The sequence below is a fragment of the Streptomyces sp. NPDC048288 genome (assembly GCF_043201555.1).
In the GTDB taxonomy this organism is placed as follows: domain Bacteria; phylum Actinomycetota; class Actinomycetes; order Streptomycetales; family Streptomycetaceae; genus Streptomyces.
Map to the genome: position 1 here is coordinate 1 of NZ_JBICZD010000020.1, position 13,174 is coordinate 13,174.

Here is a 13,174-nt window from a genome sequence, read left to right on the forward strand (position 1 = left end):
CGCTGCGGGCGCCTGCCCACGGGGCAACGAGCCGAAAATATGGCTCTGAACAGGGACTTTCTGTGCTTTGCTTGGGCCGATGTCATTCCGATGACGCATCATGTGGAGTGCGTGGCGATCCTTGAACCGGTCGGAAAGGCCGCCTGACGTCGGTCGCTGATCCTGTGGGGGAGTCGGTTGGAGACGTTCGGGGTCAGGGTTTCGTGCGGGCTGACGCTGTGGTGGGGCGGCCGATGCCGCGGGACACCGGTGCGGTTTCCAGTGCGCTGAGGAGCCGTGCGGTGTCGGTCATCTGGTCGTCCCAGGCCGCGCGCACGACATCGATGCGCAGTTCTGGCGGTTGCAGGTTCGCGAAGTAGTTGGTCAGGGCCAGCCCCTGCGGACCCGCTTCGGTGTGCAGGGCGATCATCCGGGCGACGAGCTTGGTCTGGACTCCGTAGAGGGGAATCTGTGGTCCACGTGGTGCGATCAGGCCGATGAAGTAGAGCTTCTCCGCGCCGGCGGGCAGGATCCCGCCGGCGTAGCGCACCGGCACTCCGGAACGCCAGACGATCTGGCCGTCGGCGAGGAACGGAAGCGACACGTCGAAGCCGGTCGCGTAGATGATCGAGTCGTAGTGGCGCGCGGTGCCGTCGGTGAAGTGGACCGTGGTGTCTTCGAAGCGGTCGATGGCCGGGCGGATGGTGATGCGGCCGTGGTGGATCCAGTACGGCAGGAGGTCGTTGACGGTGGTCGGGCCGTCGGCGAGTGTCGCCGCTTCCGGCACCGGCATGTTCGGGTAGTTCCCGGGCTCGCCGAGGGAGACACGGGCCAGCAGGCGGTTGATCAGGTCCTGTTCGTCGGGGCTGAACCGGGCGAGCCAGGGAACCTGCGCCCGCGGCACGCCGAAGTACGCCTTCGCCTGGAAGTGCCGGCCCTTGCGCATGACGACGTCGACCTCGAGACGGTGCTGGGCCACGTCCACGGCGATGTCGCAGCCGGAGTTGCCCGCGCCGACGACGAGCACGCGGTTCCCGGTGAGGTCGCCGACGTTGTCGTACTCGCTCGAGTGCAGCTGTGTGCCGGCGAAATCGCCCGGTACCGCCGGTATGTGCGGGCTCCACAGATGTCCGTTGGCGATCAGGACACCGTCGAACACACCCTCGTCGCCGCGAGTGGTCCGCACCCGCCAGCCGGCCGAGCCGACCGGCCCCGGGCCGCTGGGTTCGGGGGTGACGGCGAGGACCTCGGTGTCGAAGGTGATCAGGTCGTGGTGGCCGTGGTGGCGGGCGTAGGACTCGATGTAGGCGCGCACCTGGTCGCGGCGCGGGAAGTGCGGGTAGTCGGCGGGCATCGGGAAGTCCTCGAACGTCGTCATGTCGCGCGAGGTGATCAGGTGCAGGGCGTCGTAGTCGGTGTGCCAGTGGCCGCCGACCCGGTCGGTCTTCTCGAAGCACACGACCTCGTGGCCGGCCTCGCGCAGCTGCTGGAGCGCCGACAGGCCCGCGGCACCGGCGCCGATCACGCAGTATCGGGGCATTCCGCCTCCTCGGGCTCGACGGGCTTCGCGGTGCGTTCGGGAAAGAGTCTGCTCAGCGCCCTGCCTTCCGGTCCATGACATGATGGGGAGAGTTGCCAAAGGTCTTTCCTTGAGCAGGAGCCCGGTCGGTCGGAGGAGGTCGTGGTGGCGACGTCGGTCACGCTGCAACAGCTGCAGTACTTCCTCTCCGCCGTGCAGCACGGGTCGCTCTCGGCCGCGGCGGAGGCGCACTACATCGCCCAGCCCAGCCTGTCCGAGCAGATCCGCCGACTGGAGAGCCAGCTCGGGGTCAGCCTGTTCATCCGGACCAACCGCAAGCTCATCCTCACCGACGCCGCGCGAACCCTGGTCCCCTACGCCGAGCGCACGATCATGGCCGCCGAGGAGGCCGTGGCGGCGGTGGACCCCGTGCGCAACCTCACCGGCGGCACGGTCACCTTCGGCACCTTCAGCAGCGCCCACTACTTCCTGCACGCCGACCTGGTCGCGAACTTCCGGGCGCTGCACCCGCAGGTCCGCGTGCGCCTCGCGGGCATGAACTCCGTGCAGGTCGCGGACGGCGTGCGCGACGGCGACCTCGATGCCGGGATCGTCGCCCTGCCGGTGGACGACCGCGGCCTCGACGTCAGCCCCGTCGTCTTCGAGATGGAGGCCGTCTACCTCTCGCGCAGCCGCAGCCATGTCCGCGCTCCGCTCGGCATCGAGCAGGTCGCCGAGGCCGACCTCGTCCTGACCGAGGCGCACCTGGGGGACATGGACCCCACGCGCCGGCAGCTCGTGACGAGGGCCCAGAACGCCGGTGTCGCGCTGCGCCCGGTCGTGGAGGTGGAGTCCCCGGCCGCGGCACTGGACCTCGCCGCGCGCGGCGTCGCGGACACCGTCATCTCGTTGCCGCTGGCGCGCGCTCTGGGCGCTCTGCGGACGTTGCACTGGGTGTCGCTCGATCCGCCGCTCGCGGAGACCTTCGCGTTCGTCACCCGTCGCGACGCCACGCTTCTGCCGGCCACCGAGATCCTGATTCGGCTCGCGCGCGAGATCCTCACTCGCCTTTCCTGAGTCGGCCGACGTCCGCCGCGCGGTTACGGCGATGTAAGTTCCCGCTCGATCGCGTGACGGTGTCGCGGCTCCGGATGAGTTCCCGGCGACCCACGAAACGGGCCCTGAGCTGCGCAAGCGTTCCTTCGCGCGATGCGCTGCGCGCCGTCTGCTCCAGGGAAAACCTCTGGCTGCTCTCGTAAACAACGGCTTCACCCGGAGGCGGGGGGTGCCAACACTGTCGTCAACCCGAAACGCGCCGATAGGACAGTGTTCGCGAATCGGGCAGATGGTTCGAATTTTTGTCGAGTGTCGGACAAGGCCGAGGGCCGGAGCCGAACATCACCCGAATCCACGCCCCGATATCGACGCGATCGGTATCCACGCACGGACAGGAGCGGACCGATGGCCTTCAGTTTCGGCGCGCGAACCCCACGAACGTCAGCAGGGCCCCGAAGCGGGGGTGTGCACGTGTCCGGACTCCACAAGGCCTTCGGCACCCAGACCGTGCTGAAGGACGTCGACCTCGACATGGCCGAGGGCGAGGTGGTGTCGATCATCGGGCCTTCGGGCGCGGGGAAGAGCACCTTCCTCCGATGTCTGAACTACCTCGAAGTGCCCACCGCGGGGACCATCGACATCGGCGGTGTACGAGTCGACGTGAGCCGGAAACGTCCCGACGGCGCCTGCCTCGACCAGCTCCGCAAGGTGACCGGGATGGTCTTCCAGAGCTTCAACCTCTTCCCCCACCTCACGGTGCTGGAGAACATCACGCTGCCGCAGCGCAAGGCGCTCGGGCGCGGCAAGGACGAGGCCGTCGAGGTCGCGAACGCGCTGCTCAAGCGCGTCGGCCTGATCGAGAAGGCCGGCACGCATCCGTCCCGGCTGTCCGGCGGGCAGCAGCAGCGCATCGCCATCGCCCGCGCGCTCGCGCTGTCGCCGAAGGTGATGCTCTTCGACGAGCCGACCTCCGCGCTGGATCCCGAACTGGGCCTGGAGGTGCTCGCCGTCATGCGGGACCTGGCCGAGGAGGGCATGACGATGATCGTCGTCACGCACGAGATGCACTTCGCCCGCGACGTCTCGAACCGCGTGATGGTCATGGCCGACGGCGGGGTGCTGGAGATCGGGCCGAGCGAGCAGATCATGACGGCCCCGACCCACGAACGCACCAGGAAGTTCCTGAGGGCGGTGCTGGACCGGTGAGTGCGATGCTGAGCCAGATCGCGTCCGGGATCGGTTCGACCCTGCTGGTCACCGGCCAGTCGCTGCTCTTCGGCGCCCTCCTCGGGCTTCCCCTGGTGGCCGCACGCAGGTCGCGGTACGCGGTGCTGCGCACCGTGGCCACCACCTACATCAACGTGGTGCGCGCGATTCCGCCCATCACCTGGCTCTTCCTCATCTACTTCGGACTCCCGCAGTACGCCCTGATGGTCGACCCGATGACCGCCGCCGTCATCGGCTTCTCGGTCATCTCCTCGGGCTACCTGGCGGAGGCGTACCGCTCCGGTCTGCTCAGCATCTCCGCCGGGCAGTGGGAGGCCGCCACCGCGCTGGGACTCGGCTTCCTGGCCCGCAGCCGCTACATCATCGGGCCGCAGGCTTTTCGCGTGACGCTGCCGATCGTCGTCGCCTTCACCATCGGACTGCTGAAGGACTCAGCCCTCGCGTCGACCATCGGCGTTCACGACATGACGTACCAGGCCAACATGGCCGCCAAAGAAGCCCACAACGGTCTGCAGGCGTTCTGCGTCGCGGGCGCTCTCTACATCGCGATGAGCCTGCCGCTCGCGGTCGTCACCCGCCGCGTCGACCGCGCCATGCGACTCAAGGTGGAGGTGGTCTGATGTCGTTCCTCGCCCAGTGGGCCGACTGGCTGCCCGATCTCGCTCCCGGACTGCTGACCAGTGTCCAACTCACCGCGCTGTGCCTGCTGTTCGGCATGCCGCTCGGGCTGTTGCTGGCGTTGATGATCGAGAGTTCGGTGCTGCCGCTGCGGTGGGTCGCGTTCCTCGCCGTCGAGGTCGGCCGCGGTGCCCCCGCGCTCGTGCTGCTGTACCTGTTCTACTTCGGTCTGCCCGAAGGCGGCCTGACGCTCGCCGCGTTCACCACGGCCGTGATCTCGCTGTCCTGGACCACCGGAGCCTACGCGAGCGAGCTGTTCCGGGCCGGTCTCGCCGCGGTGCCGCGCGGGCAGAAGGAAGCGGCACTGACCACGGGCCTGCGCGGCTGGAGCGGCTTCCGCCACATCGTCCTGCCGCAGGCCCTGCGCATCTCCACCCCGCCGCTCGCCAGTCTGGCGGTCACCATCTTCCAGGCCAGTTCCCTCGCCTTCGTGGTCTCCGTGCCGGAACTGATGTCCAAGGCGTACGCCCTGAGTTCGCTGACCTTCCAGTACCTGAGCGTGTTCTGCCTGACCGCCACGCTCTACGCGGCCATCACGCTCGTCGCCCTCGGATTCGTCCGGATCGCCGAACGCAGGCTGAGCCGGCACCTGTGAAAGGAAACACCCTCATGAAGCACCTTCCCCGTCACTCCCGCACCACCGCCCTCGCCGGCGGCGCGGCCGCCCTCACCCTCGTCCTCGCCGGCTGCGGCGGAGGTTCGTCCACCTCCTCCGTGTCGTCGAACTGCACCCCGCAGCAGAAGTTCAGCACCGTCAAGGAGGGGACCCTGACGGTCTCCACCTACGACTTCAACCCGCACACCATCATCAAGGGTGACGAGCTGTCCGGCATCGAGGGCGACCTGCTCAAGGAGGTCGCCGCCCGGGAGTGTCTGACCCTGACCGTCTCCTCGGCCGGTGGCGCCAACGCCGCCGTCCCCTCGGTGCAGTCCGGGCGGGCCGATGTGGCCGCGGGCGACTGGTGGCGTACCAAGGCCAGAGCCAAGATCGTGACGCTGAGCGACCCGGTCTACCTCGACCAGGGCGCCATCATCTCCAAGGCCGGCTACAAGAACCTTGACGCCCTCGACGGCAAGAAGATCGGCTCCGTCGTGGGCAACCTGTGGAACGACGACATGACCAAGGTGTTCGGCGACAAGTTCGTCATCTACCAGGACGGCGAGGCCTTGTTCAGCGACCTCGCGAACGGTCGTGTCGATGCCGTGATCGACAGTGTCGGTGCCACTGTGGCCCGCTTCAAGACCAGTCCGATCAAGGGCGCTGAGATCGTCGCCTGGCCGGCCGATCCCCGGGTGTCCGCGTCGTCCGCACCCGGGCAGGTCAACTGGCCCACCAGCAAGAAGAACCCCGAACTCACCGCCGCGATCAACGCGCAGATCACCGCGATGCGTACCGACGGCACCATCGCCAAGATCCTCAAGAAGTACGGCCTCGACGCCAAGGCCGCCGTGGTCGGCACCCCGCGCGAACTCTGATCGCCGCCCCGGAATCCGGGCTCGCTCACCGCATGGGCCGGTGACCGAGCGAGCCCGGTGGTCCCGGCCACCGAGCGAGCCCGGTGGCCGGGAGCGAAACGTGACCTCGGACCCTCGGAACCAGTCGGAGACAAGAGCGTGGAAGAGTTCATAGTCATCGGGGCGGGTCTCGCCGGAGCGTCCACCGCCTGGCACCTGTCCGCGCGAGGACACCAGGTCACCGTCCTGGAACGCGCCGAACCCGGCAACCCGCTGGCCAGTTCGCACGGATCGGCCCGCATCTTCCGGTACGCCTACCCGGATCCGCTGTACACCGGCCTCGTCGTCCGTGCCCGGCGCGGGTGGGACGAACTGGAGCGGGTCAGCGGGGTGAGGCTGCTCACCGAAACCGGGTCGGTGGACCACGGAGACCTGCGCGATCCGTACCGGCTCGCGGCCGGGCTGGCCGCACACGGCATCGAGCACGACGTACTCACCGCCGCCGAGGCGAGCGCGCGGTGGCCGGGGCTGCGGTTCGACACGGACGTGCTCTGGCATCCCGGAGCCGGCGTCCTCGACGCCATCGGGACCGTGCGGGCCATGCTCAGGGTCGCCGAAGCCACCGGGAACGCCAGGGTTCTCACCGGCCGGCCCGTCCGTCGTATGGAACCCGTGGCCGGGGGGTACCGCGTGCACACGGCGGACGGACGCACCCTCGACGGCGCCCACGTAGTGGTGACCGCCGGCGGCTGGCTGCCCACGCTGCTCGGCGAACTGTCCCTGCCCGCGGCGTTTCTCGATCGCTTCCCGCCCTTCGAGATCAGACAGGAGCAGGTGTTCCACTTCCCCTACCGGGACCTGCCGGCGGACGGAGCGCCCGAGACGGTGTGGCCGAGCTTCATCCACAAGGGCTCCGACATCCAGACGTACGGCCTCCCCGGCGGGCGGGACGCCCAGTACCGCGGCCACAAGGTCGCCGAGTACAAGGGCGGGCCGGTGATTCCCACCGCGGACGATCACCGCAAGGGCGTGATCGAGCCGGGCGGCCGCGCGCGGATCGTCGACTTCGTGTCCCGCCTCGTCCCCGGAGTCGAACCGGAGCCGTACGCCGAGGCCACCTGCCTGTTCACCCTGACCCCGTCCGAGGACTTCCTGTTCGACCGCGTCGACGGCATCACCGTCGTGTCGCCGTGCTCCGGCCACGGTGCCAAGTTCGCACCGCTCCTCGGCGAACTCGCGGCCGACCTCGCGACCGGCGCCGGAGACGTCCCCGCCGAATTCCGGCTGGCCGCCCACGCCGCGGCCGGTGCGGGCCGGTAGGGCGGCCGAGCCAACCGATTCCCCTGACCGTTGTTCACCGTCGGCCCCTGCCGGCGGCCCACATGTGGAGGACCACCATGACCACTTCCGTTGCCCACCGGCTCAGCGGCCGGGTCGCGCTCATCACCGGCGGAGCACGTGGCCAGGGCGCGGCGCATGCCCGCCGACTGGCGTCCGAAGGAGCCACCGTCGTCATCGCGGACGTGCTGGACGAGGTAGGCGCCCAGACGGAGAAGGAACTGCGGGAGGCCGGACACGACGTGACCTACGTCCACCTGGACGTCTCCGACGAGACGTCCTGGCAGGACGCGTACGCCCTTCTCGACGGTCGCCACGGACGCCTGGACATCCTCGTCAACAACGCCGGCATCATCCACGAGACCACCCTCGCCGAGGAGAGCCTGGCGGCCTGGAACAGGCTCATCGCGGTCAACCTGACGGGCGCCTTCCTCGGCATCCACACGATGATTCCGCTGCTCCGCAACGGGGACCGGCCCGTCGTGGTCAACACCTCGTCCGTGTACGGGCCGTCCGGGGCGATCGGGTACGCCGCCTACGGGGCGAGCAAGTCCGGCATGCTCGGGCTGACCCGTACGGCCGCGCTGGAACTCGCCGCCGACGGAATCCGCGTGAACGCCCTGGTGCCCGGCGGGGTCAACTCGGCGATGAATGAGGACGAGCCGGACAGCGGTGTCCTGCGCGAGACGCCGCTCGGGCGCCGCGCCGTCCCCGACGAACTCGCCGCCGCCGTCGCCTTCCTGGTCAGCGACGACGCGAGCTTCGTCACCGGCACCGAACTCGTCGTCGACGGAGGATTCCGCACCCGCTGATCGCACAGGGAGCGGCACGCGAACGTCCGGCACCCACGCCGCGGACCCGGGAGGGGACGTGTCGTGGGCTCCGGGCGCCCCGGACGGCTGCTGACCCTGCTGACCGCAGTGGGCAGGGCGCAGACGACGCCGCGTCGGTGCCGACGTCTGCGCCGACGAACCCCTCCGGGACACCCCCCTGGAGACGGGCCAGTACATGGGTGGCGGACAGGCTCGTGACGTCGCGGATGGTGCCGAGGGGCAGCAGAGACCGGGTTTCGGTGATCTCCGCGGGGCCCGATGAGCCCTGCCAGCCCGGGGCCGAGCATGCGCCGGACGACGCCGGCGGTGGACATCGCGCTGAAGACGATCGTGCTGAGGATGAACCCGCCGGCCGGCAGCGGATACACGTCGGAATCGGCAGGAGCCGTCGCCGGACCGACGGCGACGGCGACGACACGTACGGCATCGAACAGCGCCTGAGCCGGGTGATGCCCGTGGGCGAGCAGCCGGGCCAGGTCGCCGAGGAGGGCCGTGAGCATGCCGAGCCGGCCGGTGAGCATGATCCGCGTCCCGGCGTCGTCCACGGCTGGACGAGTGGAGGCTCGCCGTCGAGGCCCCGGACGGTGCGTGTGCGGCCGTCCGTTTGTGACAGGGCGGCCACAGCGTCGTGCAGGAACACCGCCACCGCGTCGGTGGACGGCGTCATGGCCGTGCGAAGTTCCTGGTCACCACGGGAGGAGCAGCGGACCAGTGCCTGCCCGCGGTGGCATGGCACCGCGCCCTGGGGCGACCTGCCGGTGAGCCGAGGTGGCGTCAGTGGCCTCGGTCGATCCACTCCTGGAGGTGCGGGGCCTCGGTGCCGATGGTGGTCGGGGCGCCGTGCCCGGTGTGGACGGTCGTGTCCGGGGCCAGGGTGAGAAGCCGGTCGCGGATCGAACGGATGATGGTGGGGAAGTCGGAGAACGACCGGCCGGTGGCGCCGGGGCCGCCCTGGAAGAGGGTGTCTCCCGTGAACACGGCCCCCAGCGCGGGCGCGTGGAGGCAGACCGCGCCGGGGGCGTGACCGGGCGTGTGCAGGACGGTCAGCTCCGTGCCGGCCACCGTCAGGCGCTGTCCGTGGGCGAGGGGGCCGTCGGGGGCGCGGCCGGGGTGGGTCTGCTTCCACAGCGCGTCGTCGTCGGGGTGGAGCAGGATCGGTGCGCCGGTCAGGGCGGCGAGTTCCGGGGCCGCGCCCACGTGGTCGTCGTGGGCGTGGGTGCACACGATGGCCCGCAGGGTCCGGTTGCCCAGCGCCTGCGCGATGGCCCGCGCGTCGTGGGCGGCGTCGATGACGATCGCCTCGGTGTCGTCGCCGACGATCCAGACGTTGTTGTCGACGTCCCAGGTGCCCCCGTCGAGCGAGAAGGTGCCCGAGGTGACCAGGTGGTCGATGCGTACGGCCGTCATCACAGCACCACCACCGAGCGCAGCACGTCGCCGTCGCGCATCCTGGCGAACGCCTTCTCCACCTCGTCCAGGGAGATCGTCTCGGTGACGAAGGAGGCCAGGTCCAGGCGCCCCTGGAGGTGCAGGTCGATCAGCATCGGGAAGTCCCGGGACGGCAGGCAGTCGCCGTACCACGACGACTTGAGCGACCCGCCGCGTCCGAAGACGTCCAGGAGCGGGAGTTCGAGCTTCATCTCCGGGGTGGGCACGCCGACCAGGACGACGGTGCCGGCGAGGTCGCGGGCGTAGAACGCCTGCCGGTACGTCTCCGGGCGGCCGACCGCCTCGATGACGACGTCGGTGCCGAAGCCGCCGGTCAGGTCCTTGATCGCGCCGACGAGTTCGGTCTCGCGGGAGTTGACGGTGTGGGTGGCGCCCATCCGCCGTGCCGTCTCCAGTTTCCGGTCGTCGATGTCCACGGCGATGATCTTCGCCGCGCCCGCCAGCCGGGCCCCGGCGATCGCCGCGTCGCCGACACCGCCGCAGCCGATCACCGCCACCGTGTCGCCGCGGCCGACGTTGCCGGTGTTGATCGCCGCGCCGATGCCCGCCATCACGCCGCAGCCGAGCAGCCCGGCGACCTGCGGGGCGACGGCCGGGTCGACCTTGGTGCACTGCCCGGCCGCCACCAGGGTCTTCTCCGCGAAGGCGCCGATGCCGAGGGCGGGGGAGAGCTCGGTGCCGTCGAGCAGGGTCATCCGCTGCTCGGCGTTGTGGGTGTTGAAGCAGTACCAGGGCCGACCGCGCAGACAGGCCCGGCAACTTCCGCACACCGCACGCCAGTTGAGGATGACGAAATCGCCCGGCTCGACGTCGGTCACGCCGTCGCCCACCGACTCCACCACACCGGCGGCCTCATGCCCGAGCAGGAAGGGGAAGTCGGCGCTGATCCCTCCCTGCTTGTAGTGCAGGTCGGTGTGGCACACCCCGCACGCCTGCACCTTGACCACCGCCTCGCCCGGACCGGGGTCGGGGACGACGATCGTCTCGGTCCGTACCGGCTCGTCCCTGCCCGGCGCGATCACGCCGCGTACTTCCTGTGCCATGTCCGAATCTCTCCTCAACTGCCTTGTAGGGGTGTGGGTTTCGAGCAACCGGGTGCGTCAGATCACCCCGTGGTCGAGCATGGTGTCCGCCACCTTGACGAAGCCCGCGACGTTCGCGCCGACGACGTAGTCGCCCGGGGCGCCGTACTCCTCGGCGGCGGCGAGGCAGGTGGTGTGGATGCCGGCCATGATGGCCGCGAGCCGCCGGTCGGTGTCCTCGAAGGTCCACGCGTCACGGCCGGCGTTCTGCCGCATCTCCAGGGCGGATGTGGCGACTCCGCCGGCGTTGGCGGCCTTTCCCGGGCCGAAGGCGACGCCGGCCTCCCGCAGCAGCCGTACGGCCTGTGGGGTGGTGGGCATGTTGGCGCCTTCGGCGACCGCCATGACGCCTCCGGCCAGCAGCGCCCGCGCCGCGTTCCCGTCGAGTTCGTTCTGGGTGGCGCAGGGCAGGGCCACCGAGCACGGTACGTCCCAGACGGAGCCGCCCTCGACGTACCGGGCGCGGGTCATGGTCTGCGCGTACTCCTTGATCCGGCCGCGGCGGACCTCCTTGATGTCCTTGATCAGGTCGAGGTCCAGGCCGTGCTCGTCGACGACGTATCCGTCGGAGTCGGACACCGCGACGACTTGAGCGCCGAGTTCCCGGGCCTTCCGGGCGGCGTACAGGGCGACGTTGCCGGAACCGGAGACCACGACCCGCCGGCCGTCGAGGTCCTGGCCGCGTACGGCGAGCATCTCGGAGACGAAGTAGACGGTGCCGTAGCCGGTGGCCTCGGTACGGACGTGGGAGCCGCCCCAGTTCAGGCCCTTGCCGGTCAGCACCCCGGACTCGTAGCGGTTGGTGATGCGCTTGTACTGGCCGAAGAGGTAGCCGATCTCCCGGCCGCCGACGCCGATGTCACCGGCCGGGACGTCGGTGTGCTCGCCCAGGTGACGGTGCAGCTCCGTCATGAACGACTGGCAGAACCGCATGATCTCGCCGTCCGAGCGGCCCTTGGGGTCGAAGTCGGCGCCGCCCTTGCCGCCGCCGATGGCCAGCCCGGTCAGCGCGTTCTTGAAGATCTGCTCGAAGCCGAGGAACTTCACGATCCCGAGGTTCACGGACGGGTGGAAGCGCAGACCGCCCTTGTACGGGCCGAGCGCGGAGCTGAACTCCACGCGGAAGCCCCGGTTGACCCGCACCTGCCCGGTGTCGTCGACCCACGGCACCCGGAAGACGAGCTGCCGCTCCGGTTCGCACAGGCGCTCCAGGATCCGGTGGCGGCCGTACGCGGGGTGCCGGGCGAGCACGGGTTCCAGGGACTCCAGCACCTCGCGCGCCGCCTGGTGGAACTCGGACTGCCCGGGATCCCGTGTCTGGATCGCGGTGTATACGTCGGCGGTCAGGCGCAGGTCCGGTGCGGGTGCGTGCTGGACGGTCATGGACGTACCTCCGTCGGATGGCGAATGGCGTGGCGGATGCTCGTGGGACGGAGGGCGTACGCGGCGGATGCCTCCCTCCACCTGGGTCAGCGGACGGTGAGCCCGCCGCTGACGACCAGGGTTTCGCCGGTCAGATAGGTGCCGTGGCACAGCTTCCAGACCCAGTCGGCGATCTCTGCGGGCCGGGCGGCCCGGCCGAGCGGGACGGCGGCGACGCCCTCTTCCATACGGCCGCCGGCGCGGGTGCCGGGGGTGTCGACCCAGCCGGGGGCGACGGCGTTGACCGCGATGCCGTCAGGGCCCAGCTCATGGGCGAGCGAGCGGGTCAGACAGACCACCGCCGCCTTGGAGGCGCTGTAGACGAGCTGCCCCGGGGAGACCGCGAAGGCGTCGATCGAGGCGAAGTTGACGATCGTGCCGCCGCCCGCGGAGCGCAGGGCGGGCACGGCCGCGGCGGTGACGTTGAGGGTGCCGAGGACGTTCACGTCGAAGGTGCGGCGGTACGTCGCCTCGTCGTAGTCGGCCAGGAGGGTGGGCGGGTAGACGCCGGCCGCGTTGACCACCGCGCGCAGGCCGACCGGGGAGCCGAGTGCCGTGGTGACGGCCGCGCGGTCGGTGATGTCCACCGGCACGGGGCGGAAGGCGGGGCCGAGTTCGGCGGCCGCCTTGACCAGGGCCTCGGCATCGCGGTCCAGGGCGAGGACCGTCCATCCCTCGGTGAGGAAGCGTTCCGCGACCGCACGGCCCATGCCGCTGGCGGCGCCCGTCACCAGAGCTGTGGACTGAGCGGGGGCCGCCGGCTCGGCGGGCGCAGCGGGCGACGAAGCCGCCATCGGCGATCATCTCCGTTCCTGTCGTCAAAGCTGGAGTCGTCGAACGAGCGAAAGGGGACCGCGCCGGCGGCCACGGCGATGAGGGCGCTGCGGTGTCGGCGCGGTGGGGGCCTCAGGGCTTGCGGTGAGTATGAGGAGGCGCCGGGTGATTGGTGAAGCTTCGAAGTTCGGGAGCGTCTCAAGGCACAGCCTTGGGCAGGCGCTTTCGCGGTGCTGCGGCAGCTGACTCGGCGAGTGCGAGACGGATCGGGAACGGCCCGGCAGGTCGGGTCTGTTGCCCCTGGCCGACAAGGGTTCTCGGTCAACGACAGCCTTGGCGCCCCGGCCGAGAGGCCACCGACC

At 70.2% G+C, this 13,174-nt stretch carries 13 protein-coding genes; 8 read left to right on the forward strand and 5 right to left on the reverse strand.

Annotation, left to right across the window (positions count from 1 at the left end; all coding sequences use genetic code 11):
* Positions 1 to 193: 193 nt before the first annotated feature.
* Complete coding sequence (locus ACGFZS_RS45365) at positions 194 to 1,519, reverse strand: flavin-containing monooxygenase (protein ID WP_393800099.1); 1,326 nt, start codon at positions 1,517 to 1,519, stop codon at positions 194 to 196.
* 144 nt (positions 1,520 to 1,663) lie between these two features.
* Here ACGFZS_RS45365 and ACGFZS_RS45370 point away from each other — a divergent pair, with 144 nt between their 5' ends.
* The 8 genes from ACGFZS_RS45370 (at position 1,664) to ACGFZS_RS45405 (ending at position 8,526) form a co-directional block, all read left to right on the forward strand.
* Positions 1,664 to 2,575, forward strand: a complete 912-nt coding sequence (locus ACGFZS_RS45370) for a LysR family transcriptional regulator (protein ID WP_393800100.1) — start codon at positions 1,664 to 1,666, stop codon at positions 2,573 to 2,575.
* A gap of 450 nt (positions 2,576 to 3,025) precedes the next feature.
* Positions 3,026 to 3,760 carry an amino acid ABC transporter ATP-binding protein gene (locus tag ACGFZS_RS45375; protein WP_393800101.1) on the forward strand — a complete coding sequence of 245 codons (735 nt, stop codon included), beginning with the start codon at positions 3,026 to 3,028 and terminating at the stop codon, positions 3,758 to 3,760.
* Positions 3,761 to 3,765: 5 nt separating this feature from the next.
* Positions 3,766 to 4,401: an amino acid ABC transporter permease gene (locus ACGFZS_RS45380; protein WP_393800102.1), complete on the forward strand. Its 636-nt coding sequence runs from the start codon at positions 3,766 to 3,768 to the stop codon at positions 4,399 to 4,401.
* Positions 4,401 to 5,054, forward strand: a complete 654-nt coding sequence (locus ACGFZS_RS45385) for an amino acid ABC transporter permease (RefSeq protein WP_393800103.1) — start codon at positions 4,401 to 4,403, stop codon at positions 5,052 to 5,054. The genes ACGFZS_RS45380 and ACGFZS_RS45385 overlap by 1 nt, the downstream gene beginning before the upstream one ends.
* A gap of 14 nt (positions 5,055 to 5,068) precedes the next feature.
* Positions 5,069 to 5,935, forward strand: a complete 867-nt coding sequence (locus ACGFZS_RS45390) for a substrate-binding periplasmic protein (RefSeq protein WP_393800104.1) — start codon at positions 5,069 to 5,071, stop codon at positions 5,933 to 5,935.
* 138 nt (positions 5,936 to 6,073) lie between these two features.
* Entirely contained in the window at positions 6,074 to 7,234 is a 1,161-nt protein-coding gene (locus tag ACGFZS_RS45395; protein WP_393800105.1) for an FAD-dependent oxidoreductase, read from the forward strand.
* A gap of 77 nt (positions 7,235 to 7,311) precedes the next feature.
* On the forward strand, positions 7,312 to 8,064 hold the full coding sequence (locus tag ACGFZS_RS45400; protein WP_393800106.1) for an SDR family NAD(P)-dependent oxidoreductase: 753 nt from the start codon (positions 7,312 to 7,314) through the stop codon (positions 8,062 to 8,064).
* A 306-nt stretch (positions 8,065 to 8,370) separates the two neighbouring features.
* Positions 8,371 to 8,526, forward strand: a complete 156-nt coding sequence (locus tag ACGFZS_RS45405; RefSeq protein ID WP_393800107.1) for a hypothetical protein — start codon at positions 8,371 to 8,373, stop codon at positions 8,524 to 8,526.
* A gap of 333 nt (positions 8,527 to 8,859) precedes the next feature.
* On the opposite strand, the gene ACGFZS_RS45410 is transcribed toward ACGFZS_RS45405, so the two are convergent.
* From ACGFZS_RS45410 to ACGFZS_RS45425, 4 genes are all read right to left on the reverse strand, one after another.
* The gene (locus tag ACGFZS_RS45410; protein ID WP_393800108.1) at positions 8,860 to 9,492 is read right to left on the reverse strand and encodes an MBL fold metallo-hydrolase; all 633 of its coding nucleotides are present in this window, start codon (positions 9,490 to 9,492) and stop codon (positions 8,860 to 8,862) included.
* Entirely contained in the window at positions 9,492 to 10,577 is a 1,086-nt protein-coding gene (locus tag ACGFZS_RS45415; RefSeq protein WP_393800109.1) for an S-(hydroxymethyl)mycothiol dehydrogenase, read from the reverse strand. The genes ACGFZS_RS45410 and ACGFZS_RS45415 overlap by 1 nt, the downstream gene beginning before the upstream one ends.
* A gap of 57 nt (positions 10,578 to 10,634) precedes the next feature.
* Entirely contained in the window at positions 10,635 to 11,999 is a 1,365-nt protein-coding gene (gene gdhA, locus ACGFZS_RS45420) for an NADP-specific glutamate dehydrogenase (RefSeq protein ID WP_393800110.1), read from the reverse strand.
* An 86-nt stretch (positions 12,000 to 12,085) separates the two neighbouring features.
* On the reverse strand, positions 12,086 to 12,832 hold the full coding sequence (locus ACGFZS_RS45425; protein ID WP_393800111.1) for an SDR family NAD(P)-dependent oxidoreductase: 747 nt from the start codon (positions 12,830 to 12,832) through the stop codon (positions 12,086 to 12,088).
* Positions 12,833 to 13,174: the final 342 nt, after the last annotated feature.